The sequence below is a fragment of the Streptomyces sp. LUP30 genome, assembly GCF_001746365.1.
Classification (GTDB): domain Bacteria; phylum Actinomycetota; class Actinomycetes; order Streptomycetales; family Streptomycetaceae; genus Streptomyces.
Genome location: NZ_MJAJ01000030.1, coordinates 72,652 through 98,966, shown reverse-complemented (window position 1 = coordinate 98,966; position 26,315 = coordinate 72,652). Strand labels below are relative to the sequence as shown.

At 71.2% G+C, this 26,315-nt stretch carries 26 protein-coding genes; 14 read left to right on the top strand and 12 right to left on the bottom strand.

The window, feature by feature from the left end; all coding sequences use genetic code 11:
- Window positions 1-21 precede the first annotated feature (21 nt).
- The 5 genes from BG482_RS24025 to BG482_RS24005 all read right to left on the bottom strand — a co-directional run bounded on the left by BG482_RS24025 (window position 22) and on the right by BG482_RS24005 (window position 4,877).
- Window positions 22-1,065 carry an SCO1860 family LAETG-anchored protein gene (locus BG482_RS24025; RefSeq protein ID WP_069771188.1) on the bottom strand — a complete coding sequence of 348 codons (1,044 nt, stop codon included), beginning with the start codon at window positions 1,063-1,065 and terminating at the stop codon, window positions 22-24.
- A 209-nt stretch (window positions 1,066-1,274) separates the two neighbouring features.
- The gene (locus BG482_RS24020; RefSeq protein WP_069771187.1) at window positions 1,275-2,366 is read right to left on the bottom strand and encodes an amidohydrolase family protein; all 1,092 of its coding nucleotides are present in this window, start codon (window positions 2,364-2,366) and stop codon (window positions 1,275-1,277) included.
- An 18-nt stretch (window positions 2,367-2,384) separates the two neighbouring features.
- On the bottom strand, window positions 2,385-3,179 hold the full coding sequence (locus BG482_RS24015; RefSeq protein WP_069771186.1) for an amino acid ABC transporter ATP-binding protein: 795 nt from the start codon (window positions 3,177-3,179) through the stop codon (window positions 2,385-2,387).
- On the bottom strand, window positions 3,176-4,009 hold the full coding sequence (locus BG482_RS24010; RefSeq protein WP_069771185.1) for an amino acid ABC transporter permease: 834 nt from the start codon (window positions 4,007-4,009) through the stop codon (window positions 3,176-3,178). The genes BG482_RS24015 and BG482_RS24010 overlap by 4 nt, the downstream gene beginning before the upstream one ends.
- Before the next feature lie 4 nt (window positions 4,010-4,013).
- The gene (locus BG482_RS24005) at window positions 4,014-4,877 is read right to left on the bottom strand and encodes a transporter substrate-binding domain-containing protein (protein ID WP_069771184.1); all 864 of its coding nucleotides are present in this window, start codon (window positions 4,875-4,877) and stop codon (window positions 4,014-4,016) included.
- 174 nt (window positions 4,878-5,051) lie between these two features.
- On the opposite strand from BG482_RS24005, the gene BG482_RS24000 reads away from it, so the two are divergent.
- The 6 genes from BG482_RS24000 to thpD all read left to right on the top strand — a co-directional run bounded on the left by BG482_RS24000 (window position 5,052) and on the right by thpD (window position 10,517).
- Window positions 5,052-6,161 (top strand): alanine--glyoxylate aminotransferase family protein, encoded by a 1,110-nt coding sequence (locus BG482_RS24000; RefSeq protein WP_069771183.1) that lies wholly within the window; start codon window positions 5,052-5,054, stop codon window positions 6,159-6,161.
- Between the two features lie 322 nt (window positions 6,162-6,483).
- Entirely contained in the window at window positions 6,484-7,011 is a 528-nt protein-coding gene (locus BG482_RS23995) for a DinB family protein (protein ID WP_069771182.1), read from the top strand.
- Window positions 7,012-7,323: 312 nt separating this feature from the next.
- The gene (gene ectA / locus BG482_RS23990) at window positions 7,324-7,830 is read left to right on the top strand and encodes a diaminobutyrate acetyltransferase (protein ID WP_069771181.1); all 507 of its coding nucleotides are present in this window, start codon (window positions 7,324-7,326) and stop codon (window positions 7,828-7,830) included.
- A gap of 59 nt (window positions 7,831-7,889) precedes the next feature.
- A complete protein-coding gene (gene ectB / locus BG482_RS23985) occupies window positions 7,890-9,161 on the top strand; it encodes a diaminobutyrate--2-oxoglutarate transaminase (RefSeq protein ID WP_069771180.1) in 1,272 nt (423 codons plus the stop codon).
- Between the two features lie 58 nt (window positions 9,162-9,219).
- Window positions 9,220-9,624 carry an ectoine synthase gene (locus BG482_RS23980; RefSeq protein ID WP_069771179.1) on the top strand — a complete coding sequence of 135 codons (405 nt, stop codon included), beginning with the start codon at window positions 9,220-9,222 and terminating at the stop codon, window positions 9,622-9,624.
- A gap of 5 nt (window positions 9,625-9,629) precedes the next feature.
- Window positions 9,630-10,517: an ectoine hydroxylase gene (gene thpD, locus BG482_RS23975; RefSeq protein WP_370745865.1), complete on the top strand. Its 888-nt coding sequence runs from the start codon at window positions 9,630-9,632 to the stop codon at window positions 10,515-10,517.
- A 50-nt stretch (window positions 10,518-10,567) separates the two neighbouring features.
- Here the strand turns inward: thpD and BG482_RS23970 are convergent, their stop codons facing one another.
- The 3 genes from BG482_RS23970 to BG482_RS23960 all read right to left on the bottom strand — a co-directional run bounded on the left by BG482_RS23970 (window position 10,568) and on the right by BG482_RS23960 (window position 13,026).
- Window positions 10,568-11,620: an aminotransferase class V-fold PLP-dependent enzyme gene (locus BG482_RS23970; protein WP_176741449.1), complete on the bottom strand. Its 1,053-nt coding sequence runs from the start codon at window positions 11,618-11,620 to the stop codon at window positions 10,568-10,570.
- A gap of 108 nt (window positions 11,621-11,728) precedes the next feature.
- Complete coding sequence (locus BG482_RS23965) at window positions 11,729-12,445, bottom strand: DsbA family oxidoreductase (RefSeq protein ID WP_069771176.1); 717 nt, start codon at window positions 12,443-12,445, stop codon at window positions 11,729-11,731.
- Between the two features lie 77 nt (window positions 12,446-12,522).
- The gene (locus BG482_RS23960; RefSeq protein ID WP_176741448.1) at window positions 12,523-13,026 is read right to left on the bottom strand and encodes a GNAT family N-acetyltransferase; all 504 of its coding nucleotides are present in this window, start codon (window positions 13,024-13,026) and stop codon (window positions 12,523-12,525) included.
- Window positions 13,027-13,328: 302 nt separating this feature from the next.
- Here BG482_RS23960 and BG482_RS23955 point away from each other — a divergent pair, with 302 nt between their 5' ends.
- The 3 genes from BG482_RS23955 (at window position 13,329) to BG482_RS23945 (ending at window position 17,123) form a co-directional block, all read left to right on the top strand.
- A complete protein-coding gene (locus BG482_RS23955) occupies window positions 13,329-14,744 on the top strand; it encodes a family 2B encapsulin nanocompartment shell protein (protein WP_069771175.1) in 1,416 nt (471 codons plus the stop codon).
- Between the two features lie 126 nt (window positions 14,745-14,870).
- Window positions 14,871-16,232 carry a family 2 encapsulin nanocompartment cargo protein terpene cyclase gene (locus tag BG482_RS23950; RefSeq protein ID WP_069771174.1) on the top strand — a complete coding sequence of 454 codons (1,362 nt, stop codon included), beginning with the start codon at window positions 14,871-14,873 and terminating at the stop codon, window positions 16,230-16,232.
- A 15-nt stretch (window positions 16,233-16,247) separates the two neighbouring features.
- Window positions 16,248-17,123, top strand: a complete 876-nt coding sequence (locus BG482_RS23945) for a geranyl diphosphate 2-C-methyltransferase (protein WP_069771173.1) — start codon at window positions 16,248-16,250, stop codon at window positions 17,121-17,123.
- 19 nt (window positions 17,124-17,142) lie between these two features.
- Here BG482_RS23945 and BG482_RS23940 read toward each other — a convergent pair whose 3' ends face one another.
- Window positions 17,143-17,751 (bottom strand): DUF1349 domain-containing protein, encoded by a 609-nt coding sequence (locus BG482_RS23940; RefSeq protein WP_069771172.1) that lies wholly within the window; start codon window positions 17,749-17,751, stop codon window positions 17,143-17,145.
- Window positions 17,752-17,797: 46 nt separating this feature from the next.
- Window positions 17,798-19,327 (bottom strand): aldehyde dehydrogenase (NADP(+)), encoded by a 1,530-nt coding sequence (locus tag BG482_RS23935; protein ID WP_079142067.1) that lies wholly within the window; start codon window positions 19,325-19,327, stop codon window positions 17,798-17,800.
- 123 nt (window positions 19,328-19,450) lie between these two features.
- Between BG482_RS23935 and BG482_RS23930 the strand changes: the two genes are divergently transcribed.
- The 3 genes from BG482_RS23930 to BG482_RS23920 all read left to right on the top strand — a co-directional run bounded on the left by BG482_RS23930 (window position 19,451) and on the right by BG482_RS23920 (window position 22,270).
- Window positions 19,451-20,224, top strand: a complete 774-nt coding sequence (locus tag BG482_RS23930; RefSeq protein WP_069771170.1) for an IclR family transcriptional regulator — start codon at window positions 19,451-19,453, stop codon at window positions 20,222-20,224.
- Window positions 20,225-20,260: 36 nt separating this feature from the next.
- Entirely contained in the window at window positions 20,261-20,731 is a 471-nt protein-coding gene (locus BG482_RS23925; protein WP_069771169.1) for a GNAT family N-acetyltransferase, read from the top strand.
- An 81-nt stretch (window positions 20,732-20,812) separates the two neighbouring features.
- A complete protein-coding gene (locus tag BG482_RS23920; protein WP_069771168.1) occupies window positions 20,813-22,270 on the top strand; it encodes a penicillin-binding protein 2 in 1,458 nt (485 codons plus the stop codon).
- A 13-nt stretch (window positions 22,271-22,283) separates the two neighbouring features.
- Here BG482_RS23920 and BG482_RS23915 read toward each other — a convergent pair whose 3' ends face one another.
- Window positions 22,284-23,735, bottom strand: coding sequence for an NCS2 family permease (locus BG482_RS23915; RefSeq protein ID WP_069771167.1), 1,452 nt, complete (start codon window positions 23,733-23,735; stop codon window positions 22,284-22,286).
- A 258-nt stretch (window positions 23,736-23,993) separates the two neighbouring features.
- Between BG482_RS23915 and BG482_RS23910 the strand changes: the two genes are divergently transcribed.
- Window positions 23,994-24,563 (top strand): SigE family RNA polymerase sigma factor, encoded by a 570-nt coding sequence (locus tag BG482_RS23910; protein WP_069771166.1) that lies wholly within the window; start codon window positions 23,994-23,996, stop codon window positions 24,561-24,563.
- Complete coding sequence (locus tag BG482_RS23905) at window positions 24,560-25,429, top strand: anti-sigma factor (RefSeq protein WP_069771165.1); 870 nt, start codon at window positions 24,560-24,562, stop codon at window positions 25,427-25,429. Before BG482_RS23910 ends, BG482_RS23905 begins: the two co-directional genes overlap by 4 nt.
- Window positions 25,430-25,470: 41 nt before the next feature.
- Here the strand turns inward: BG482_RS23905 and BG482_RS23900 are convergent, their stop codons facing one another.
- A complete protein-coding gene (locus BG482_RS23900; protein WP_069771164.1) occupies window positions 25,471-26,268 on the bottom strand; it encodes an HAD family acid phosphatase in 798 nt (265 codons plus the stop codon).
- Window positions 26,269-26,315 lie beyond the last annotated feature (47 nt).

The following is a 26,315-nucleotide window of genomic DNA, read 5'->3' as shown; positions in this document are numbered from 1 at the left end:
TGAGCGCGAACGCCCGGTCCGTCAGCCGCGGCGGCGGGCGAGTGCCACCGCTCCCCCGCCCGCGAGCAGCAGCGCCAGCGCGCCGCCCGCCACGTACGGGGTGTGGGAGCCGCCGCCGGTCTGCGCCAGGTCCGCCTCGGCGGGGGCGCCCTGGGCCTTGACGTCGGAGGCCGGGGTGGCCGGGGCCGCGGTGGTCGGCCCCTTCGTCCGACCCGCCCCCTGGCTCTCCCCTCGCCCCTGTTCCTGCCCTTGCCCCTTTTCCTGCCCCTGTTCCTGTTCCTGCCCCTGTGCCTGTTCCTGCCCCTGTGCCTGTTCCTGCCCCTGCTCCGGTTCGTGGGCCGGGGGCGTCTCGCAGGTCGACTCGGCCAGGGTCAGGGTGCCGGTGACCTCGGCGACGTTCAGGTGCAAGGGGTTGACGGAAACGGTGAGCTCGAGGGCGGTGGCGGCGGCCTTGCGGGAGGTCGTCTCGCGCTGGGACAGGTCCAGGCGGACTTCGCCCACCCCCGGCACCTTCACATGGGTGGCGCCGCCCGTGCTGATCGACACCTTCTTGCCCAGGACCGTCACCGAGCCGAGCAGCTGGGACGCGGCGACCGGAGCCCGGCCCGCCTCGCAGGTGGCCTTCGAGGTGACCGTGCCGAGCTCGACGAGGGAGAGCAGCGGAAGGCCGGGGACGTGCAGCCGGGCGTGCACGAGGCGGGTTGACGCCTCGGCCTTCTCGTCGTCCGCCGTCGCCTTCGCCTCGGCGACGTCGGCGCGCAGGACGCTGAAGGACCTTCCGCCGGCCACGCCGTCCAGCTCGGCCGTGAGCGCCGTCCTCTCGGCGCTCCTCGGGGCGTGCACCTCGTCGAGGGAGACGGCGAGCGGGACGTGGACCGTCCTGTCGAGCAGGGCCACGTCGAGGCCGGTGCGCAGGACGGACGCGCTCGCGCGGCCCTGACCGCCCCGCGCGTGGGCGGTGTCGGCGCCGGCCAGGGCCGCGGGACCTGCGGCCAGGGCCGTGGCCGTCGCGACGGCGGCGACGCGACGGACGCGTGCGGGCATGCGGAAGGTGTTGCCGTTCAAGGGTGGGACCCCCAGAAGAGACGCTTCGGGACCCCGCAAGAATTACGTACGAAGGGTGAACGGTCAGCGGGCCGAAGCGAGTTCACTCCAACGTGGACTTTCCGCGCACGTCTTCGAATCGAACGGCACGTACGTTCCCCCCGGCCGCCCGCGCCCACCGCCGCACCCCGGCGCACGCCGCCGCCGCGCGCCTCCCGCGCGCCCCGCTCTCAGCCCACCACCCTTCCGTTCAGCACCACCCTGCGCGGCGCCGCCAGCACCCTGACGTCCACGCGCGGGTCCGTCTCGTAGACCACCAGGTCCGCCGGGGCTCCCTCGGTCAGACCCGGGCGCCCGAGCCACGCGCGTGCGCCCCAGCTCGCCGCCGAGAGCGCCGTCAGCGCCGGGATGCCCGCCGTCACCAGCTCCGCGACCTCCGCGGCCACCAGACCGTGCGGCAGCGCGCCGCCGGCGTCCGTGCCGACGAAGACGGCGATGCCGGCGTCGTGGGCGTTGCGCACGGTGTCGTAACGGCGTTCGTGGAGCCGGCGCATATGGGCGGCCCAGCGCGGGAACCTCGCCTCGCCGCCGGCCGCGAGGCCCGGGAACGTCGCGATGTTCACCAGGGTCGGGACGATCGCCACACCACGTTCGGCGAACAGCGGGATCAGGTCCTCGGTGAGCCCCGTCGCGTGCTCGATGCAGTCGATGCCCGACTCGACCAGGTCGCGCAGCGAGTTCTCGGCGAAGCAGTGGGCGGTGACCCGCGCGCCCAGCCGGTGGGCCTCGGCGATGGCCGCCCCGGCCGCCTCCCGCGGCCAGCTGGGGGCCAGGTCACCCAGCTCGCGGTCGATCCAGTCGCCCACCAGCTTGACCCAGCCGTCGCCGCGCCGGGCCTCCCGGGCGACGTACGCGACCAGGTCCTCGGGCTCGATCTCGTGCGCGTAGCCGCGGAGGTAGCGGCGGGTGCGGGCGATGTGCCGGCCCGCCCTGACGATCTTCGGGAGGTCCTCGCGGCCGTCGACCCACCGGGTGTCCGAGGGCGAGCCGGCGTCCCTCAGCAGCAGGGCCCCGGCGTCGCGGTCGGTCAGCGCCTGCTTCTCCGCGACGTCCGCCTCGACCGGGCCGTGCGGGCCCAGGCCCACATGGCAGTGGGCGTCGACGAGACCGGGCAGCGCCCAGCCCTCGACGCCCCGTACGTCGCGGACGCCGACGGGCCGGTCGTAGGAGATCCGGCCGTCGACGACCCACAGCTCGTCGCGGACGTCGTCGGGTCCGGTCAGGACCCGGCCCTTCACATGCAGCACCGGGTGATCGCTCATGCCCGGCACCTTAGTGAGCTACCGGTCGGAGCCGCCCACCTGGTCGGACCTCTCCTCCTCCACCTCGGCCATCGCGGGGTCGAGAAGGCGGGAGAGGAAGTGACGGGTGCGCTCATGAGCGGGGGAGCCGATGACCTGGGCGGGTGCGCCGTCCTCGACGATCACGCCGCCGTCCATGAAGACGACCCGGTCGGCGACCTCACGCGCGAAGGTCATCTCGTGGGTGACGACCATCATCGTCATGCCCTCGTGCGCCAGCATGCGCATGACGGCCAGGACGTCCCCCACCAGCTCCGGGTCGAGCGCCGACGTGGGCTCGTCGAAGAGCATCACCTCGGGGCCCATGGCGAGGGCGCGGGCGATGGCGACGCGCTGCTGCTGGCCGCCGGAGAGCGAGGCGGGGTAGGCGGTCGCCTTGTCCGACAGGCCGACGCGCTCCAGGTTCTCGGCGGCCACCTTCGCCGCCTCCGCCTTGCCGCGGCGCAGCACCCGGCGCTGCGGCAGCGTGAGGTTGTCGGTCACGGACAGGTGCGGGAAGAGGTTGAACTGCTGGAAGACCATGCCGATACGACGTCGTACGGCGTCGATGTCGACGTCGGGGTCGGTCAGTTCCGTGCCGCCCACGAAGACCTGGCCCCCGGACGGCTCCTCCAGCAGGTTCACGCACCGCAGCAGCGTCGACTTGCCGGAGCCGGACGGCCCGATCACACAGACGACCTCGCCGCGGCCGACCTCCAGGTCGATCCCCCGCAGCACCTCGTTGTCGCCGAACGACTTGTGCAGCGCACGCACTTCGATCTCGGGTCGGCTCATTTCACGGCCTCCTGGGCCTTGGCCTCCATGCGGCGCACGACGAAGCCGAGCGGGACGGTCACCAGCAGGTAGCACAGGCCGGCGACCAGGATCGGCGTGGAGTTGGCGGTCGTGCTGGCCAGGTCCCGGCCGTACTTGGACAGTTCGCGCTCCTCCAGTGTCACGCCGAGCAGCAGGACCAGGGAGGAGTCCTTGAAGAGCATGATCAGCTCGTTGGTGAGCGGCGGAAGGATGATCCGGAAGGCCTGCGGGATGACGACCGAGACCATCGCGCGCGCGGGCGAGAAGCCGAGCGAGCGGGCGGCCTCCGTCTGCCCCTTGGGCACGGCCTGGATGCCCGCCCGGAACGTCTCCGCCATGTACGCGGCGCCGATCAGACCGAGCCCGAGGGCCGCCTTGCCGTAGGTGCCGCCGACGATCTCCGTGCCGGGGAAGGCGAGCGGCACCGCCACGCCGATGAAGACGAAGATCAGCAGGGCGGGCAGACCGCGGAAGATCTCGATGTAGACGCCGGCCAGCCAGCGGTACGGACCCACCGAGGACAGCCGCATGAGTGCGATGACCAGACCGAGCAGCAGGCCCAGCACGAACCCGGACACCGTGTACAGCACGGTGTTCTTCAGGGCCAGCGTGATGACGTCCGGGAACATCTGCCGGGCGATGTCCCACTGGGCGAACTGGTTCTTCAGCCGTCCCCAGTCGGCCGAGACCGCGAAGACGATCACGGCGGCGACGAAGACGACGTACTGCGCACCCCGCGAGAGGCTGCGCTTCTGCCGCCGGGTCAGGCCCTTCTTCTTCGGCTGGACGGGTGCGTCGGTGTCCGCCATGGGGTCAGGACGCCGAGACGGAGGGCGACGGGGAGGCGGCCGACGCGTCGTACGGGCCGATCCACTTCTCGTACAGCTTCTTGTACGTGCCGTCGGCCTTGGCGTCCGCGAGCGCCTTGTTGATCGCGGCGACCAGCTTGGCGTTGCCCTTCTTCACCGTGAAGCCGTACTGCTCGCCGGTGTTGAGGTTGTCGACGACCTTGAAGGCGCCGGCGTTCGCCTTGTCCTTGAGCCAGCCCTGGACGACCGGGTAATCGATGATGACGGCCTTGACCTGGCCGGTGCGCAGGCCGTTGAGGACGGCGTCGGAGGACTCGAAGGAGACCGGGTCGAAGCCCTGCTTCTTGGCGTAGTCCTCGCCGGTGGTCTGCGCCTGGGCGCCGAGCTTGACGCCCTTGGACTTCACGTCGGCGAGCGAGGTGACGCCGGCGCCCTTGTCGACCAGGACGGCCTGGGTGGCGTCGAAGTACGGGTCGGAGAAGTCGACGTTCTTCTTGCGCTCGTCGGTGATGGTCATGCCGGCCGCGGCCAGGTCGCACTGGCCGGAGTTGAGGAAGGCGCCGGTCTTGAAGTTCTCGAACGGCGTGTCGGTGATCACCTGCTTCACGCCCAGGTTCTTGGCGACGAGGTCGATCAGGGACACGTCGAAGCCCTGCACCTTGCCGTCGATCTCCGACTGGAACGGCGGGTACGGCAGGTGCGTGCAGGTGGTGAGCTGGCCCGCCTTGACGAGCTCGACCCCGCCGGCGGCGGTCCTGGAGCCGCTGCCTCCGTCGTCGGTGGAGGTGCAGGCGGCCACGAGCATCAGCCCGGCCGTCGCGGTGGTGGCGGCCAGGATGCGGATCCGGCGCCCGGGGAGGGTGTTCACGGCGGGCCTTCCTGTAAGGGAGCTATGGGTTCCGATTATAAGGAGAAGTTTGGGTGTCTCAAACCAAACCGATGGCAACAGAGTCGTTCGACCTAAGAAGTCAGCAGTGGGGGAGGCTCGGCAGGCGCCGGTTACCCTCGTCACCTCTACCCCGTGAGTGAAGAGAGCACCCTCGTGACCCACCCGTTCCTGGACCTCGCCCCGCTGAGCGCCGCGCACTTCGCCTCGATCGAGGACCGGGTGGCGCGGCTGCTGGACACCCGGCAGGACGTCGTGATCATGCAGGGCGAGGCACTGCTGCCGCTGGAGGGCGCGATCCGCGCCGCGGCAGGTCCGGGCACGACCGCGCTCAACGTGATCACCGGCCCCTACGGGCAGACCTTCGGCGACTGGCTGCGGGACTGCGGCGCGACCGTGATCGACCTGGCGGTGCCCTTCCACACGGCGGTCACGGCGGAGCAGATCCGCGCGGCCCTCGCCGAGCACCCGGAGATCGACTTCGTGTCGCTGGTGCACGCGGAGGCCGCCACCGGCAACACCAACCCGGTCGCGGAGATCGGTGAGGCGGTGCGGGCGCACGGCGCGCTGTTCTACCTGGACGCGGTCGCCTCGGTCGGCGCCGAGCCGGTGCTGCCGGACGCCTGGGGCGTGGACCTGTGCGTGATCGGCGCGCAGAAGGCGATGGGCGGGCCCGCGGGCGTGTCGGCGGTGTCGGTGAGCGAGCGGGCGTGGGCGCGGATGGCGGCCAACCCGCGGGCGCCCCGGCGCTCGTATCTGTCGCTGCTGGACTGGAAGGAGCGATGGGTCGACGGCGGTCGCAGGACGCTGCTGCACGCGCCGGCGCAGCTGGAGATGCTGGCGCTGGAGGCGTGCGTCGAGCGGATCGAGGCGGAGGGGCCGGCGACCGTGATGGCCCGGCACGCGTGCGCCGCGGCCGCGACGCGTGCGGGCGCGGTGGCGCTGGGCGGCGGGCTGGAGCCGTATGTGCGCGACGCGGCGGACGCGGCGCCGGTCGCCACGACGCTGCGGACGCCCCCGGGGGTCGTGGCGTCGGAGCTGGTGGCGCGGGCCCTGGCGAGCGACGCGACTCTGCCGCTGGCGGCGGGCGGCGGCGCGCTGGCCAAGGAGATGATCAGGGTCAACCACTACGGGGCCGACGCGACCGTGGGGGCGGTGCAGGGCTGCCTGGCCGCGCTGGGGGCCGCGCTGACGGAGCACGGGCTGAGCGTGGACCTCGAAAGCGCCCGGCGGAGCGTGGAGGACGCCTGGCGCCAGAAGCGCTGACACCGGGACTGCGGGGCCGTGAGACCGCGGGGCCGTGAGGCCCCTGAGGCCGCGGGGTCCCTGAGGCCGCGGGGTCCCTGAGGCCGCTGGGCCCCGAGGCCTCAGGGGCCCTGAAGCCCTGCTGGACGACGTGGGGCGGGGCGGCCTCGCCCGTGCGGCGGGGCGCGGTCGGGGCGCGTCGCTCCCCTCGGCTCCAGCCGCCCCTCCGGCCCCACCCGCCCGGCAGTCCCTCCGGCTCCAGCCGCCCCTCCGGCCCCACCCGCCCGGCAGTCCCTGCGGGGAAGCGGGCCCGGGTGTCGGTGCCCGATGCGATGCTGCCGGGATGACCGATGACACTCCACTGACGCTTCCCGACGGCCGGCCCGTCCCCCTGATGACCGGCGCCGAGCTCCCCGTCCTGGAGAGCTGGCTCGCCTTCCACCGCGCGACCCTGGAACTGAAGTGCGCGGGTCTGGACGACCGGCAGGTGCGCCGGCCGTCGGCGGAGCCGTCCGGGCTGACCCTGCTCGGCCTCGTCCAGCATCTGGCCGAGGTCGAGCGGAACTGGTTCCAGCGGGCCTTCGCCGGGCTCGACGTGCCGCCGCTCTTCGAGGAGGAGACCGGTTACGCCCTGGACCCCGGGCGGGGCCTCGACGAGGCGCTGGCCGTGTGGCGGCGGGAGGTGGCGCGCGGGCGCGAGCTGATCGCCGGGTGCGCGCCCGAGGACACCGGCCGCATCCCGGACGGCCCGATGGCGGGACTGGAGGTCAGCCTGCGCTGGGTGCTCGTCCATCTGATCGAGGAGTACGCCCGGCACAACGGGCACGCCGACATTCTCCGGGAGCGCATCGACGGAATGACCGGAGTATGAATTACGGGTGATTTCCGAATTCCCTTCGGATCACCTTCCGGTTTCTCTTCGCTTTAACAATCCTTCTTTACCAGGCTTCCCCGACCCTTTTGAGCGGATGGCGTCCCCGAGCTCTTCTGCCCGGATTTCCCGGACCTAAACGCGGGGATTTCCCGGCGGGTCACAGTCACGTGATGCATTGCACAAGCGGGGCGTTATGCCCTCTTTGCGCGGTACAAAAGCGGATGAAACGGCCAGGAGCCCCAGCGGCATCACGGAATCACCACGGCCTCTCCATGCGTTTTTGAATTTCGCTGGGTAAGTTCGACCGGCATGACCGCCACACAAGCAGACCTGCGTATCGACCGTCCGTCGGTGGCGGACGGAGCCTCGCTATGGCGTATCGCCAAGGAATCCCGGACCCTCGACCTGAACTCCTCCTACAGCTATCTCCTGTGGTGCCGTGACTTCGCCGCCACCTCGGCGGTGGCGCGGGCGGAGGACGGCGAGCCGGTCGGGTTCGTCACCGGGTACGTCCGGCCGGAGGACCCGCGCACCCTGCTGGTGTGGCAGGTCGCGGTCGACTCCGCGTACCGCGGTCGAGGCCTCGCCGCCGCGTTGCTGGACGGGCTGACCGCGCGGCTCGCCGCCGAGCGCCCGCTCACCGCCGTCGAGACCACGATCACACCGGGCAACACCGCCTCCGAGCGGCTGTTCACCTCGTACGCCGAGCGGCACGGGGCCGCCGTCACCCGCGAGGTGCTGTTCGACACCGGGCTGTTCCCCGACGGCCCGCACGACCCCGAGGTGCTGTACCGCATCGGCCCGCTCGCCTTCTGAACCTCCCGCGGCCCCGGCCCGCCCTCCCCCCCGACCCCCACACCCAGGAGCTTTTCGTCGTGACCATCACCCAGCCCGACCTCAGCGTGTTCGAGACCCTCGAGTCCGAGGTGCGCAGTTACTGCCGCAGCTGGCCCGCCGTCTTCGACCGTGCCCAGGGCAGTCTCATGTACGACGAGGACGGTCACCGCTACCTCGACTTCTTCGCCGGCGCCGGCTCTCTCAACTACGGGCACAACAACCCGGTGCTGAAACGGGCGCTGATCGACTACCTGATGCGCGACGGCGTCACGCACGGGCTCGACATGTCGACCGTCGCCAAGCGGACGTTCCTGCAGACCTTCCAGAACCTGGTGCTGCGCCCGCGCGACCTGCCCTACAAGGTCATGTTCCCGGGCCCGACCGGCACCAACGCCGTGGAGTCCGCGCTGAAGCTGGCCCGCAAGGTGAAGGGCCGCGAGGCCATCGTGTCGTTCACCAACGCGTTCCACGGCATGTCCCTCGGCTCGCTCGCGGTCACCGGCAACGCCTTCAAACGGGCCGGCGCCGGGGTCCCGCTGGTGCACGGCACGCCCATGCCGTTCGACAACTACTTCGACGGCCAGGTCCCGGACTTCCTGTGGTTCGAGCGGCTCCTGGAGGACCACGGGTCCGGTCTCAACAAGCCGGCGGCCGTCATCGTCGAGACCGTGCAGGGCGAGGGCGGCATCAACGCCGCCCGTCCTGAGTGGCTGCGGGCGCTCAAGGAGCTGTGCGAGCGGCAGGACATGCTGCTGATCGTGGACGACATCCAGATGGGGTGCGGACGCACCGGGGCCTTCTTCTCCTTCGAGGAGGCCGGCATCGTCCCGGACATCGTCACCGTGTCCAAGTCCATCAGCGGCTACGGACTGCCCATGTCGCTGTGCCTGTTCAAGCCGGAGCTGGACGTGTGGGAGCCGGGCGAGCACAACGGCACCTTCCGCGGCAACAACCCGGCGTTCGTCACCGCCACCGCGGCCCTGGAGACCTACTGGGCCGACGGGTCCGCGATGGAGAAGCAGACCCGCACGCGCGGCGAACAGGTCGAGCAGGGGCTGATCTCGATCACCGAGGAGAACCTCGCCGACGTCAAGGAGTACCGGGGCCGCGGCCTGGTGTGGGGCCTGGAGTTCCACGAGAAGGCGCGGGCCGGCCGGGTCGCGAAGCGGGCCTTCGAACTCGGCCTGCTGATCGAGACGTCGGGCCCCGAGAGCGAGGTCGTCAAACTGCTGCCGGCGCTGACCGTCTCCCCCGAGGAGCTGGACGAGGGCCTGAGCATCCTCGCCCGCGCCGTGCGCGAGACCCTCTGACACCCTCGTCACCCGTCCCCCACCCCCACGTCACCTATCTAGGAGGCATCGCACCACCGTGATCGTCCGTTCGTTCAAGGAGATCGAAGGCACCGACCGCCATGTGCGGGCGGCGTCCGGCACCTGGGAGAGCAAGCGCATCGTCCTGGCCCGGGAGCGGGTCGGATTCTCGCTGCACGAAACGATTCTGTACGCGGGCACCGAGACCTCGATGCACTACGCGAACCATGTCGAGGCCGTCGTCTGCGTGGCGGGCGAGGCCGAGCTGACCGACCACGAGACCGGGCTGGCGCACACCATCACGCCCGGAACCATGTACCTCCTCGACGGGCACGAGCGTCACACGCTGCGCGTCAAGGAGGACTTCCGCTGCCTCTGCGTGTTCAACCCGCCCGTGACCGGGCGGGAGGACCACGACGAGAACGGCGTCTACCCCCTGCTGACCGAGCCCGAGGAGGTGTGAGCATCGTGACCACCCTGACCGATCTCTACCCGACCCGTGGCACCACCGAGGTGTCCGTCCCCCGTCAGGACCCCGTCGTCTGGGGCTCCCCCGACACCCCCGGCCCGATCCGGGCCACCGACCTCCAGCGGTACGAGCGCGACGGTTTCCTGGCCATCGACCAGTTGATCGGCGACGACGAGGTCACCGTCTGCCGGCGGGAGCTGGAGAGGATCGTCGCGGACCCTGCGATCCGGGCGGACGAGCGGTCGATCGTCGAACCGCAGTCCAAGGAGATCCGGTCCGTCTTCGAGGTGCACAAGCTGAGCCCGGTGTTCGCCGCCCTGGTGCGCGACGAGCGGGTCGTCGGACGGGCCCGGCAGATCCTCGGCTCGGACGTCTACGTCCACCAGTCGCGGATCAACGTCAAGCCCGGCTTCGGGGCCGGCGGCTTCTACTGGCACTCCGACTTCGAGACCTGGCACGCCGAGGACGGTCTGCCGAACATGCGGACGGTGTCCGTCTCCATCGCGCTGACCGAGAACCTCGACACCAACGGCGGCCTGATGATCATGCCGGGCTCGCACCGGACGTTCCTCGGCTGCGCCGGCGCCACGCCGAAGGACAACTACAAGAAGTCGCTGCAGATGCAGGACGCGGGCACGCCCTCGGACGAGGCGCTCACCGCGATGGCCGGTGACTACGGCATCAAGCTGTTCACCGGCAAGGCCGGTTCGGCGACCTGGTTCGACTGCAACGCCATGCACGGGTCCGGCGACAACATCACGCCCTTCCCGCGCAGCAACGTGTTCATCGTGTTCAACAGCGTGGAGAACACGGCCGTGGAGCCGTTCGCCGCGCCGATCCGCCGCCCCGAGTTCATCGGCGCCCGGGACTTCACGCCGGTGATGTGAACGCCCGCGCGCGTCCCGCCGCAGGCCTCTTCGGGCCCGCCCCGTGGACGTCAGCCCGACAGGACGTCCAGCAGCCGGTCGACGTCGGCGGGCGTGTTGTACACATGGAAGGCGGCGCGCAGGTTGCCGGAGCGGTCGGAGACCTGGATGCCCGCGGCCGCCAACTCGCCCTGACGGGAGCCCAGTCCGGGCACGGAGACGATGGCGGAGCCGGGCGCGGGGAGGGGCTCTCGACCGAGGGCTGCGAGCCCGGCGCGGAAGCGGTCGGCGAGGGCGAGGTCGTGGGCGCCGATCGCCGCCACGCCGAGTTCCCCGACCAGTTCGAGGGAGCGGCGCAGCCCGGCATAGCTGAACAGGGCGGGCGTCAGGTCGAACCGCCGTGCGGAGCGGGCGAGTTCGGCCACCGGTCCGTAGCAGCTGTCCCAGGGCTTCTCGCCGGCGACCCATCCCGCGAGGATCGGCGACAGCCCGCCGAAGTCCTCCGGGACGACGAGGAAGGCCGCGCCGTGCGGGCCGAGCAGCCACTTGAAGGAGACGGCGGCGGAGAAGTCATGGGCGCCGGCGTCCGTCGGCAGCCAGCCCGCCGCCTGGGAGAAGTCGACATAGGTGCGGGCGCCGTGCGCCAGGGCGGCCTCACGCAGGGCGGGCAGGTCGGCGATCCGTCCGTCGGCGGACTGGGCGGCGCTGACGGCGACCAGGGCGGTGCCGGGGCGGACGGACTCGGCGATCCGCTCCAGCGGGACGGCGCGGACCTTGAGGTCGCCACGGACGTGGAACGGGTTGAGCACGGAGGTGAAGTCGTCCTCGGCGGTGAGCACCTCCGCGCCCGCGGGGAGCGAGGCGGCGATCAGGCCGGTGTGCGCGGCGACCGAGGCGCCGAGCGCGACCCGGGTGACCGGGACGCCGGCCAGCCGGGCGAACGCGGCCCGGCAGGCCTCCACGTCCTCGTGCAGCGGAGCCAGCGGCCTGCCCTCGGCCCGCAGCAGCGCGGCCTCGTGCAGGGCGGCGACGGTGCGGGCGGGCAGCAGGCCGTTGCTCGCGGTGTTCAGATAGGTGGTCTTCGGGGTGAACTCGGCCCGGACGAGGCTCTCGAAGGATTCCATGCCTTCCACTGTGGGCCTCGCGGAACCCCCCGTCCATTGCCGATTTTTGCGCGGTTTTCCTAAGCAGCGCTTATAGATCGGCCCTGACCTGGGGGTTCACCGCCCGGGTCACTGCTGAGGGACCGCGCACCCGTCCGGACCGCAGGCCTGCGCGCCGCCGTCGTCGATCAGCTTCAGCGGCGAGCGGTCGCCCCAGGCACGGGTCAGGGCCTGGGTGAAGACCTCGGCCGGCTGGGCGCCGGAGACGCCGTAGGCACGGTCGAGGACGAAGAAGGGCACCCCGTTCGCGCCGAGCTCGGCGGCCTCGCGCTCGTCGGCGCGGACCTCGTCGGCGTACGCGGTGGGGTCGGCGAGGACCGTACGGGCGGCGCCGGCGTCCAGTCCGGCCTCGGCCGCCAGCTCCACGAGGCGCTCCTCGCCCTCGGTGAACAGCGACCGCTCCTCGGCGAAGTTCGCCCGGTACAGGATCTGGATCAGCTCGTCCTGGCGGCCCTGCTCCTTGGCGAAGTGCAGCAGGCGGTGCATGTCGAAGGTGCTGCCGTGGTCACGGTCGCGGGTGCGGTAGTCGAGGCCCTCGGCGGCGGCCTGCGCGCCCAGGTTCTCCTCGCCGGCCTGCGCCTGGGCCTCGCTCATCCCGTACTTCTTCGCCAGCATCGCCAGCACGGGCTGGACGTCGTCCTTGGCGCGGCCCGGGTCCAGCTCGAAGGACCGGTGCACCACCTCGACCTGGTCGCGGTGCGGGAAGGCCTCGAGCGCCTTCTCGAAGCGGGCCTTGCCCACATAGCACCAGGGGCAGGCGATGTCGCTCCAGATCTCGACGCGCATGTCTCGGCTCTCTCCAGGTCGTACCGGTGACGCGGAGAATTCCTCCGCCCGGTGGATGAACCTTCAAACAGCTCGTTTCATTCCCCGGGCACCGAGTACCTCAGCCACAGGTGGTGGTCGCCCTCGGCGGGCGGGTCCCCCGGATCCGCGGACCAGCCCTGACGTGCGTAGAAAGCCTGGGCCCGCCGGTTGTCGACGTGCACGTCGAGCACGGCCGTGCGCCGGCCGTCGGCCCGCCACTGCTCGACGCAGGCCGCGTGCAGTGCCGCGCCGATCCCCGTCCGCCAGTGGTCGGGGTCGACGTGGAACTGGAACAGCTTGACCGTGTGCGCGGGCGCGCCCTCCGGCGTGCGGAAGGAGGCGAGGCCCACGATGCGCCCCCGCTCGACGACGCACAGCACCTGGCCGTCGGGCCGCTCGATGGCCGCACGCCAGGCGGCCGGCCAGTCGGCGCCGTCCTGCGGGATCCCGTCGGGGTAGTACGTCGCCCGGGCGCGCGCGTGCAGCGCCGCCACGCTGTCGGCCTCGGCGGGGACGGCTGTACGGATCACCCGGCGTCCCGTGACGCGTTCTCCGATCATGCAGGACAGGACGTGACGGCCGTCCGGCCGGTTCCGGCCGGTTCCGGCCGGTTCCGGTCCGTCGACGCGTGCGAGGGCGGGGCGATGACCCCCTGCGGACCGATAAACCGTATTCAACCGATTGTCACTGCTTCGGGGTAAGCATCCCGTCTCCCCGGTCAAAGCGGCCGGTCCGGCGGCTAGCTTTCTGCAGGCGGACGGATTCGCGTGATCCTTCCCGCCCGTCGCCCCCTCCTCCCCGTCTCCCGGTCGGCGCACCCGTGTGCGCCGGACGACCCGTCGTCCAAGGAGAAAGCCCGCCGATGTCCGCCGACAGCATCCCGGAAGCCCGGATCCCGCCCGCCGCGCCGCAGCAGTCCCTGAGCACCGCCGCCGCCCGCAATCTCGCCGCCACCACCAAGTCCGCCCCGCAGATGCAGGAGATCACCTCCCGCTGGCTGCTGCGGAAACTGCCGTGGGTCGAGGCCGGGGGCGGCGCCTACCGGGTCAACCGGCGGTTGCGCCACACCCTCGGCGACGGGCGCATCGAGTTCGTGCAGGAGGGCGCCACGGTCCGGGTGATCCCCCAGGAGCTCGGCGAACTGGCCCTGCTGCGCGGATTCGAGGACTGCGAGGCCCTCACCGCCCTCGCCGCCCGTTGCGCGCAGCGCGACTTCGCGGCGGGCGAGGTCCTCGTCGAGCGCGGCAGCCCGGCGGACGGGATCCACCTGATCGCCCACGGCCGGGTCAGCCGGACCTCGAAGGGCAAGTACGGCGGAGAGATCGGCGTCGCGGTGCTCGCGGGCGGCGACCACTTCGGCGAGCACGCCCTGTCGGACCCCGACGCCCGCCACGACTGCACGGTCACCGCCGAGACCTGCGGCACCCTCCTCACCCTCTCCCGCGCCGACTTCGCCGCCGTCCAGGCCCGCGTGCCCCGCCTTCGGGCCCACGTGGACGCGTTCGGCTCCCGCGCGCGGCGGCGGCAGAACAAACACGGTGAGGCCGAGATCGCCCTGTCGGCCGGTCATGTCGGCGAGGTCGACCTGCCGGGCACCTTCGTCGACTACGAACCCGAGCCTCGCGAGTACGAGCTCTCCGTGGCGCAGACCGTACTGCGGATCCACACCCGGGTCGCCGACCTCTACAACGGTCCGATGGACCAGAGCGGGGAGCAACTCCGGCTCACGGTCGAGGCCTTGCGTGAGCGTCAGGAACACGAGCTGATCAACAACCGCGAGTTCGGGCTGCTGCACAACGCCGACTTCAAGCAACGCATCCAGACCCGCTCCGGTCCGCCGACCCCGGACGACATGGACGAACTGCTCTGCCGTCGGCGCGGCACGAAGATGTTCCTCGCCCACCCCAGGACCATCGCCGCCATCGGACGGGGCTTCAACGCCTGCGGTCTCCACCCCGATCACGTCGACCTCGACGGGCAGACCGTCCCCGCCTGGCGCGGGGTTCCCATCCTGCCCTGCGACAAGATCCCGATCAGCAGGGAGCAGACCAGCTCCATCATCGCGATGCGCACCGGCGAGAAGAACCAGGGCGTCATCGGCCTGCGGCAGACGGGGCTGCCGGACGAGTACGAACCGGGGCTCTCCGTGCGGTTCATGGGCATCAACGAACAGGCGGTCACCTCCTACCTGGTCAGCACCTACTACTCCGCCGCGGTGCTGCTGCCCGACGCGCTCGGCGTGATGGAGAACGTGCAGATCGCCCCCAGGGCGCGCTGAGGTCCCGGACCACGCTGAGGTTCCGGATCACGCTGGTCCCGGCCCGCCGCCGGTCCACGCCCGTACCGCCCGACGACGTACCGCCGCACGACGGAGCGCCCGTCCCACCGCAGAAAGGAGCCGCCGATGCCCGACCCCAGGCCCCTCGGATCATCTCTCCCTGAGATGCGGCCGACGCCGCCCGCAGCCGTGCCGGACGCCCCCGCGCCGGCGCCCCCGGTCCGTCCGGTCCCGCCGGCCGCGTCCGGCTTCCTGGCAGCACTGCATCCGCCGGTCACGATCCCGGGCCCGCCACCGCCATCCCCGTCACCCCCGTCGGCCCCCGCGCCCGGGCTCGGGCCCGCGCCCGCCTGCGCCGTACCGGACGCGCCTGCCACGACGGCGGCCGGCTCCCCCTTCCAGGGGGTCCTGCCCGGACCCACCGGACTGGGCACGGCCTCGCTCGCCCTGGCCGGCAGGCCCGGACCCCGGCTCCCGGCTCCGGCGTCCCGGGCGCCCGCTCCGGCCGCGGGGCGAGCCGTCCCCGGTCTCTACCACCATCCGGTACAGGAGCCCGATCCCGCGCGCGTCGAGGAGGTGAGCCGCCGGATCAAGCGCTGGGCCGAGGACGAGGTCCAGCTCTATCCCCAGGAGTGGGAGGGGCAGTTCGACGGCTTCTCCGTCGGCCGCTACATGGTCGGCTGCCACCCCGACGCCCCGACGGTCGACCACCTGATGCTCGCCACGCGGCTCATGGTCGCGGAGAACGCGGTGGACGACTGCTACTGCGAGGACCACGGCGGGTCACCCGTCGGCCTCGGCGGGCGTCTCCTTTTGGCGCACACCGCGCTCGACCACCTCCACACCACCGCGGAGTACGCGTCGGGGTGGCGGGAATCCCTCACGTCGGACGCCCCGCGCCGGGCCTACCGCAGCGCGATGGACCACTTCGCCCGCGCGGCCTCGCCCTCCCAGGCCGACCGCTACCGGCACGACATGGCCCGGCTGCACATGGGTTATCTCGCCGAGGCCGCCTGGGCGCAGACCGGTCACGTCCCGGAGGTGTGGGAGTACCTGGCGATGCGCCAGTTCAACAACTTCCGCCCCTGCCCCACGATCACCGACACCGTCGGCGGTTACGAACTGCCCGCCGACCTGCACGCCCGGCCGGAGATGCAACGGGTCATCGCCCTCGCCGGCAACGCGACCACCATCGTCAACGACCTCTACTCGTACACCAAGGAGCTGGACAGCCCCGGCCACCACCTGAACCTCCCGGTGGTGATCGCGGAACGCGAGCGGCTCTCCGAGCGCGACGCCTATCTGAAGGCCGTCGAGGTCCACAACGAGCTCCAGCACGCCTTCGAGGCCGCCGCGGCCGACCTCGCGACGGCCTGCCCCCTGCCCCCGGTGCTGCGTTTCCTCAGGGGCGTGGCCGCCTGGGTCGACGGCAACCACGACTGGCACCGCACCAACACCTACCGCTACAGCCTGCCCGACTTCTGGTAGAGAACGGACATATCTGTGACCACTGAGACCACCCCCACCGCCACCGCGAAGATCCCGGCCCCTGCGACGGCCTACCAGGAGGACATCGCCCGCTACTGGAACAACGAGGCGCGGCCGGTCAACCTCCGCCTCGGTGACGTGGACGGCCTCTACCACCACCACTACGGCATCGGCGCCGTGGACCACGCCGCGCTCGGCGACCCGGCCCACAGCGAGTACGAGAAGAAGCTCGTCACGGAGCTGCACCGACTGGAGTCGGCGCAGGCGGAGTTCCTCATGGACCACCTCGGGTCGGTCGGTCCCGACGACACCCTCGTCGACGCCGGCTGCGGGCGCGGCGGGTCCATGGTCATGGCGCACCGCCGCTTCGGCTGCAGGGTCGAGGGCGTCACCCTGTCCGCCACCCAGGCCGACTTCGGCAACAGGCGCGCACAAGAGCTGCGGATCGGGGACCGCGTCCGCTCCCGCGTGTGCAACATGCTCGACACGCCCTTCGACAAGGGCTCCGTCGCGGCCTCGTGGAACAACGAGTCGAGCATGTACGTCGACCTGCACGACCTGTTCGCCGAGCACTCCCGCTTCCTGAAGGTGGGCGGCCGGTACGTGACGATCACCGGCTGCTGGAACCCCCGCTACGGCCAGCCGTCGAAGTGGGTCTCCCAGATCAACGCCCACTTCGAGTGCAACATCCACTCCCGCCGCGAGTATCTGCGGGCGATGGCCGACAACCGGCTCGTGCCGCACACCATCGTCGACCTCACCCCGGACACACTGCCCTACTGGGAGCTGCGGGCCACGTCCTCGCTGGTCACCGGGATCGAGGAGGCGTTCATCGAGTCCTACCGGGACGGCTCGTTCCAGTACGTGCTGATCGCGGCCGACCGCGTGTGAGCCCGGCGCCGGACGGAACCTAGCTGCCGTCCCTCAGGTCGTCCGGCCAGTCGGGCCGGAACTCCAGGTGGTCGTAGGTCACGACGCACCCCTCCCCCATCGGCGACTGGGTCATGAAGCCGACCAGGGCCGCGCCGGTCTCCTTCTCCTCGCCCAGCGTGAACAGCCGGACGAAGGTCCAGCGCCTGCCGTCCCGGGAGGCGTGGAAGGCGAAGGCGCGGCCGGTCCGGCTCACCCGGAGCCAGACGGAACTGCCCTCCACGGTGAAGGAGTTGGCGTCGTCGGAGTGCCCCCGGGTGACCACCGTGCAGACGGTGGCCACGTCCGGGGAGTACTCCAGACACAGCTTGGCCCAGGCCCGTTCGCCGACCTGGACGTACAACGCTCCCGCGTCGAAAGCCCAGTTGAACCCCACGGTGACCCGTGCGATCAGCTGGAAGTCGCCCTCCGGCGCCCCCAGCAGCCGGGGGGCGTCGGCGGCGGGTTCCACCCCGTCACCGGTGGGCGGCACGAACCGGTCCTGCCGGGCCCCGGCCCACCCGGTGAGCACCCCGTCCTCGTGGGACCAGTGCCCGTCGGGACCGTAGGTGCGCAGGGGGAAGGGCAGTTCGGGAAGCGAAACGTCCATGACCTGATTATCGGGGTGCGGCCGCCGGCACGGGGAGCGCTGCGCGTCACCGCTCCAGTCGCCCGTTGAACCTCCGGGGAAGGCCCAGCTCGTTCTCGTCCCGGAGCTCCACCGGCAGCAGCGCGGCGGGCGTGTTCTGGTAGGCGACGGGCCGCAGCCAGCGCTCGATCGCCGTGCCGCCCACCGAGGTGGAGGTCGACGTCGTGGCCGGGTAGGGCCCTCCGTGGTGCTGAGCCGGGGCGACGGCGACGCCGGTGGGCCAGCCGTTCACCAGCACGCGCCCGGCGAGCGGCGTCAGCTCGGCGAGGATCTCCCCGCCGCGTCCCTCTCCGGCGGCCTCGCCCTCGGACAGCTGGACGGTCGCCGTGAGGTTGCCCGGCAGCCGCGACAGCACGGCCCTGACCTCGCCCTCGTCCTCGTAACGGGCCACCACGGTGACCGGGCCGAAGCACTCCTCCAGGAGCAGGTCGTGCTCGCCCTCGGCGGCGAGCCGGGCCGCGGGCACGGTCAGGAAGCCCGCGCTGACGGTGTGCTCCCCGCCCGCGCCGGGCGTCACCGGCGACTCCACGTCGGCCAGCTCGGCGCGCTCGGCGACCCCGGCGATGAAGTTGTCGCGCATCCGGTGGTCGAGCAGCACGCCCGCGTCGGTGTCGCTCACCGCGTCGGTCAGCGACTTGACCAGTCCGTCGCCGGCCGCGCCGGAGGGGACCAGCACCAGGCCGGGCTTGACGCAGAACTGGCCGACGCCCAGCGTCATCGAACCGGCGAGGCCGGTCCCGATGGCCTCGGCGCGCTCGGCGGCGGCCGCCTCGGTCACCACGACGGGGTTCAGCGAGCCCAGCTCGCCGTGGAAGGGGATCGGCGTCGGCCGGGCCGCCGCCGCGTCGAACAGGGCCCGACCGCCGCGGATCGAGCCGGTGAAGCCGGCCGCGGCGACCAGCGGGTGCTTGATCAGCTCGACGCCGGCCTCGAAGCCGTGGACCAGGCCCAGCACGTCCGCCGGGATGCCGTGCTCGGCGGCGGCGTTGCGCACGACCTTGGCGACCAGCTCGGACAGGCCCGGGTGGTCGGGGTGGGACTTGACGACGACCGGGTTGCCGGCCGCCAGCGCGCTGGCGGTGTCGCCGCCCGCGACCGAGAACGCGAAGGGGAAGTTCGACGCCGAGTACACGGCCACCACGCCGAGCGGCACCTTGTAGCGGCGCAGGTCGGGGATGGGCGGGGTGGCGGTGTCGTCGGGGTGGTTGACGACGATGTCGAGGAACGCGCCCTCGTCGACGATGTCGGCGAACGCGCGCAGCTGGTAGCAGGTGCGGGCCAGCTCGCCGTTCAGGCGGACCGGGCCGAGCGCGGTCTCCGCGTCGGCCACCTCGACGAGCGTCTCCCTGGCCGCCTGCAGCCGGTCGGCGGCGGATCGCAGGAAGGCGGCGCGGACGGTACGGTCCGCGAGGGAGCCGCGCGCTTCATGAGCGGCGCGGACGACGGCGTCGACCTCCTGGGCCGTGGCCTCCACCGCAACCTGTTCACGCTGCTTCCCGGTTCGGGGGTCGACACTCCAGACTGGTGCTGCTGCCACCGCGGGTCCCTCCACGTTTGGTACTGGCTCATCCACCAGGGTCGTTCGATATACTGAACGCTGTCTCTGATGATGAATATGCTGTCGGAGCGTATTTCCCGTCGAACGAAGGGGTCAAGGGCGATGTCGGCTGGCGAGACGGGGGGCGGAGCGCAGGTCAAGTCCGCGGTGCGGACGGTTGAGCTGCTGGAATACTTCGCCGGCCGCCCAGGAATGCACTCTCTCGCGTCGGTCCAGGAGGCCGTCGGGTACCCCAAGTCCAGTCTCTACATGTTGCTGCGCACCCTGGTGGAGCTGGGCTGGGTGGAGACGGACGCGACAGGCACGCGCTACGGCATCGGGGTGCGGGCGCTGCTCGTCGGCACCTCGTACATCGACGGGGACGAGGTGGTCGCGGCCGCCCGCCCGACCCTGGACCGGCTCTCGGACGACACCACCGAGACCATCCACCTGGCGCGGCTCGACGGCACCAACGTCGTCTACCTCGCCACCCGCCAGTCGCAGCACTACCTGCGCCCCTTCACGCGGGTCGGCCGCCGGCTGCCCGCGCACTCCACCTCCCTCGGCAAGGCGCTGCTGAGCACCTACTCCGACGAGCAGGTCCGCAAGATGCTGCCGGAGTCGCTGCCCGCGCTGACGGAGCACACCATCACGGACCGCGAGAAGCTCATCGAGGAGCTGCACCAGATCCGCGAGCAGGGCTTCTCGGTGGACCGCGAGGAGAACACGCTGGGCCTGCGCTGCTTCGGCGTCGCGATCCCCTACCGCACGCCGGCCAGGGACGCGATCAGCTGCTCGGTGCCGGTGGCCAGGCTCACGCCGGCGCACGAGCAGATGGTGAAGGACGCGCTGTTCGACGCGCGTGACCGGCTCACGCTGGCGACCCGCCGGCTGTGAGGCGGGGGCCGCGGGAGGGGACGTAGGCTGCGGGGCATGCCGATCGTCCTGCGCCGGGTCCACGACAGCGATCTGCCGGTGTTCTTCCGGCAGATGAACGACCCCGAGTCCCTCGAGATGGCCGCGTTCACCCCGAAGGACCCGACCGACCGGGACGCCTTCGACGCCCACTGGCAGACGATGCGCGCCTCGTCCGACGTGCTGCGCACGATCCTGGCCGACGGGGACGTGGTCGGCAGCGCGGCGGTCTACGGGCGGCCGGGCGAGCGCGAGGTGACGTACTGGGTGGACCGGGCGTACTGGGGCCGGGGCATCGCCACGGAGGCGTTGTCGGCCCTGCTGTCCGAGGTCCCGGAGCGTCCGCTGTTCGCCCGGGCGGCGGCGGACAACGCCGGCTCGCTGCGCGTCCTTGCGAAGTGCGGTTTCCGGCCCACCGCCCGGGCCGTCGGTTTCGCCAACGCGCGCGGCGGTGAGACCGAGGAGATCGTGCTGCGGCTGGAGACCTGAACCGGTTCCCGGATGAACGGACGATGAGAAAACCGGACCGACGGGAACGATCGGTCCGGTCCCGTTCGTCTTCTGATCGCGATGAACAAGACGATCAGGCGCGCCTCGGTCTTCGCGCTGCTGCTGGTGTTCGCCCTGTTGCTCCGGGCGACCTGGGTGCAGTTCTACGAGGGCCGGGCGCTGGCGGACGACAAGGGCAACCGGCGCAACGCGATCGAGACGTACGCGGAGCCGCTCGGGAACATCATCGTGGCCGGAAAGGCGATCACCGGGTCGGCCGCCACCTCGGGCGGCGACCTCAGATACAAGCGCACGTACACGGACGGCGCGCTGTACGCGGCGGTCACCGGGTACGCCTCGCAGGCCTATGCGCCGACCCAGCTGGAGGGGGTCTACGCCGACGTCCTCAACGGCACGGACCCCCGTCTGAAGACCGTGCTGGACACGGTCACGAACCAGCGGGCCGACCCGGGCGACGTGATCACGACCATCGACCCCCGGGTGCAGAAGGCGGCGTACGACGCCCTCGGCGACAAGAAGGGCGCGGCCGTCGCGATCGACCCGAAGAACGGGCAGATCCTCGCGGTCGTGTCGACGCCGTCGTACGACCCCTCGTCGCTGACCGACGCCAACACCGCGGGCGCGGCCTGGAAGAAGCTGACGACGGACTCCGACAAGCCGCTCGTCAACCGGGCGCTGCGGCAGCCGCTGGCTCCGGGCTCGACGTTCAAGCTGGTGGTGGCGGCGGCGGCCCTGGAGGACGGGCTGTACAAGTCGGTCGACGTGCCGACCGACAGCGAGAACCCGTACACGCTGCCGGGCACCCGGACGCCGTTGAAGAACGAGAACGCCTCCGCGCCCTGCGAGAACGCCACGATCCGGGTGGCGCTGCAGTACTCCTGCAACAACGTGTTCGGTCATATGGCGGTCCAGCTCGGGCAGGACAAGCTCAAGGCGATGGCCGACCGGTTCGGTTTCGACGACGACAGTCTGGACGTGCCGGTACGGGCGTACACGAGCGTGTACCCGTCCGGCATGGACGAGTCGTCCACGGGGCTGACGGGCATCGGCCAGTTCGACGTGACGGCGACCCCGCTGCAGATGGCCATGGTGTCGGCCGCGATCGCCGACGGCGGCAAGCTGGTCTCGCCGCACATGGTCTCGCAGATCACCGACGGCGGCGGGAACGCGCTGAAGGACGACGACAAGGACGCGTCGAGCACGCAGATCCTGAGCTCCTCCACCGCGGAGCAACTGCAGTCGGCGATGCAGACGGTCGTCGAGAAGGGCACGGGCACCAACGCGCTCATCGACGGCGTCACCGTCGGCGGCAAGACGGGCACGGCGCAGAACGGCGAGAACAACAGCAAGGCCCCCTATGCCTGGTTCACGTCGTACGGCAAGTCCGACTCCTCGGGCGAGGAGGTCGCCGTGGCGGTCGTGGTCGAGCAGTCCGACGCGGCGCGTTCCGAGGTCAGCGGCAACGGGCTGGCCGCCCCCGTCGCGAAAGCGATGATGGAGGCGGCACTGAGGAAGTAGCCCGTCGGGCGGGTCACTTCACTCCGAGGACCTGCTCGATCGGGTCGATCGCGAAGTACACCAGGAACAGCGCCGAGGCCCCCCACAGCAGCCAGTGGACGTCCTTCGCCCTGCCGAGGACCGTCTTGATGACGACGTACGCGACGAAGCCCGCGCCGATGCCGTTGGTGATCGAGTACGTGAAGGGCATGACGGCGATGGTGAGGAAGGCCGGGACGGCGATCTCGTACCGCTCCCAGTCGATGCCCTTGACCTGGGTCATCATCAGGAAGCCGACGGCGACGAGGGCCGGGGCGGCCGCCTGGAGCGGGACGATGGTCAGCACCGGCGTGAGGAACAGGGCGAGGGCGAACAGAGCGCCGGTGACCAGGTTGGAGAACCCGGTGCGCGAGCCCTCGCCGACCCCGGCCGCCGACTCGATGTAGGAGGTGGCGGAGGACGCCGAGGCCGCACCGCCCGCGACCGCCGCCGCGCCGTCGATGAGCAGGACCCGGCCGAGGCGGGGCACGTCGCCCTTGTCGTCCAGCAGCCCGGCCTCGGCGCTGATCCCGACCACGGTGCCCATGGTGTCGAAGAAGTCCGAGAGGATCAGGGTGAAGACCAGCAGGACGACCGTGACGACACCGGTCTCGCCGAAGGCGCCGAACACGCTGAAGTGACCGATCAGCCCGAAGTCGGGGGCGTCGACGATCTTGTCGGGCCACGACGGCGTGGTCAGACCCCAGGACTTGACGTCGGCGACCGAGTCGATGACGACCGCGAGGAGCGTCATCGTGACGATGCTGATCAGGATCGCGCCCTTGACCTTACGGGCGAGCAGCCCGACGGTCAGCAGCACGCCGAGGCAGAAGACCAGGACCGGCCAGCCGCCGAGCGTGCCGGTCGCGCCGAGCTGCACGGGGACGGTCGTGTGCGCGGCGTCGGGGATCCGGCTGACGAAACCGGCGTCGACGAAGCCGATGAAGGCGATGAACAGACCGATGCCGACGCTGATCGCCTGCTTCAGCGACTGCGGTATGGCGTGCATGACGGCCTCGCGCAGCCCGGTCACCACCAGGACGCAGATCAGCAGGCCTTCCAGCACGATGAGGCCCATCGCGTCGTCCCAGCTCATCAGCGGGGCGATCTGGAAGGCGACCACCGCGTTGAGGCCGAGACCGGCGGCGAGCGCGAGGGGCAGATTGCCGCCGACGCCCATGACGATCGTCATCACGGCGGCCACCAGGGCGGTGGCGGTGGTGAGTTGGACGGTGTCGAGCTGGTGCCCGAACTTGTCCTTGGCGCTGCCCAGGATGAGCGGGTTCAGGACGAGGATGTAAGCCATGGTGAAGAACGTGGCGAATCCGCCGCGTATCTCCCGGCCGACGGTGGATCCCCGTTCGGAGATCTTGAAGTACCTGTCGACGCTGTTCGCCGCGGGTGGCGCGACTCCCGGTCGGTCGGCCGTCTTCTTCGTCTCGGACATGACTGGTACTCCTCGGGGCCTGAATGATCGGTGCGCGGATGCTGGCTGGATTGTTCCCTCGTTGAACCGGCCTCAGGTTTTCGCCGTGTTACGGAATCGGGCTCCAAGGACGTTCGAGCTGTCACATCATGTTCGAACCCCCGTACCAAAGCAGGTCGTAGACCACTGCTACGCTTCCCGATCTCGCCTCGACCACCTCCTCGGGGCATCCCCATGTCATCCACATGACGCGCACAGGCACACCGAGAAGAGGTCACCGTGGGCACAGTCGTCGACGACGCAGCCTCGGTGGAGTTCCATGCCTTCTTCGACCGCCACTACGCCGAACTGTCGCGCCTGGCCCATCTCCTGACCGGCGAGGCCGACGCCGCCGACGACCTGGCGGCGGACGCCCTGCTCGCGCTGTGGAACCGCTGGGACCGGGTGCGGGCGGCCGACCACCCGGTGGCCTACGCCCGCGGCGTCGTCGCCAACCTCGCCCGCACCCGCATCCGCAGCGCCGTGCGTGAGCGCCGCAGGATCGCCCTGTTCTGGTCGCAGCGCGAGGAGAAGACGGAGAACCCGGACGTCGCCGGCGTGGTGGACGTCCGGTCGGCGCTGCGTAGACTCCCGTTCCGCAAGCGGGCCTGCGTGGTCCTGCGGCACGCCTTCGACCTCTCGGAGAAGGACACGGCTCTCGCCCTCGGGGTCTCGGTCGGTACGGTGAAGAGCCAGACCTCGAAGGGGATGGCCGAGCTGCAGAAGCTGCTCGGCGCCAAGGGAGCTCAGCTCAAGGTGCCCACCATGGTGCGCACCGGTGAGGCCTCGGCCTCGGGAAGGGACCGATGACGATGCAGCGGGACGGGCACGACGACTTGCGCGCCCGGCTGCACGGAGCGGCCGAGGCGCACGAGCCCGACCGGGCGCGCATCCTGGCCCGGGTCGAGCGCGGCATGGCGGGAGAGGGACCGGGGCAGCGGCGGTCCGTCCACCGGGCGACCCGGCCGCCCCTGTGGGGCTGGACCCGGATCGTGGGGGCCACGGCCGCGGTCGCGGGCATGCTCGCGGTCGGCGGTTACGCGGTGGCGTCCGCCGTGAAGAGCGACGCTCCGGCGCGGCAGACGGTCTCCGTCTCCCCTGCGCCGGTCGACTCCCCGGACGCCACGAGCCGTCCGCCCGTCTCGCCCGGGGCCACGCAGGGCTCCGGGGGCGGCGCGCACCACCGGGCGAAGCCCAGCTCCCCGCCGTCGAAGAGCGCCGGGGCGTCGCCCTCCGCGCCCGCGGCCACCCCGTTGCCGGCGATCGGCGGCACCCAGGACGGCCCGCTGCGGTCGGACGGCTCGATCGACCCGCACAGCAACGACTTCTGGGCGCAGAGCGACGTCACACTCACGACGTCCGAGCAGCTCACGCGCCTCACGGTGCAGTTGAAGGTGGCGCAGACCGGGGGGGTCTCCTCGACGGGGGCCTGGCGTTCGCTGCCCGAGGACGACTTCACCTTCACGGTGGCCGAACAGGACGGGTTCCTCGTCTACACCTGGGTGCTCAAGGAGGGCCGGACGGTCCCCAAGGGCGAGTGGGTGTTCTCCGGGCAGTACAACCACGACCGCGGCGGCCGGGACGCCAGGAACGACGCCTACGCGATCTCGGGCCGGTCGGACGGCCGGCAGAGCTCCGTGGGCGGCGGCTTCGCCTCCCGGGACGACGGGCACTGAGCGAGCCGTGCGGGGGACCGACCGGTCCCCCGCACGCCGGTTCAGCTGACGAAGTACGTCGGGTTCGGCAGCTTGTACCTGCGGTCGGCGTGGCCGCCGTCGAGGTCGGAGTACTGGTCGCCGAAGTTGGCGATGATCTCGTACCCGAGGTCGTCCTCGATGTGCTTGCGGGTGCCGGACTTGTACTGGACGGTCGTGCAGGTCCAGGCGCCCGGGGTGGCGCAGGCGCTCAGATAGGACGGCGGAGCGGCCGCGTTCTTGAGGAACACGTGGTCGGCGTCGAGGTTGACGTCGGCGCCGACCTTCTTCAGGTTCTCGACGGCCGCGGAGCGCTGCGCCTCGCCGAGGCCCGAGTTGTAGAAGACCTCGACGCCCTTCTTCTCGGCGTACTGCACGAGTTCGGGGCTGCCGAACACGGCCGGGCGGTCGGCCTTGTTCACGTAAGCCGCCCAACTGGCGGAGTTATAGGTGTAGTTGTACCGCTTCTCGTAGTCGAGGCTGAGCAGCAGCGTGTCGTCGATGTCGAAGACGACCGCCGGCCGCCGGTGTTTTCTGACCGTCTTGCGGGCGGCCTCGTCGATGTACTTCCTCGCGGCCTTGTCGATGCGCGCGAGGTCCTGGGCGTACGGGCTGGACGGCGACGCCTGGTACACGCCGTTCGCGTCCGGCGCGGTGCCGTAGTAGGTGTCGATGTCCTTCACCAACAGCCCGATGTTGTAGGGCTCGTGGGTGGAGTCGGCCGTGGACTGGCCGGCCGTGGCCGCGCCGGCGCCGTACAGGGCGGCGCCGACGACGGCACAGGCTGCGGCTACGGCCGCGATGCGCAATGGCTTATGCATGACAGAGGTTTCTACGCGCGTCACCCCCGTCGGCGCGAGACCCGTCG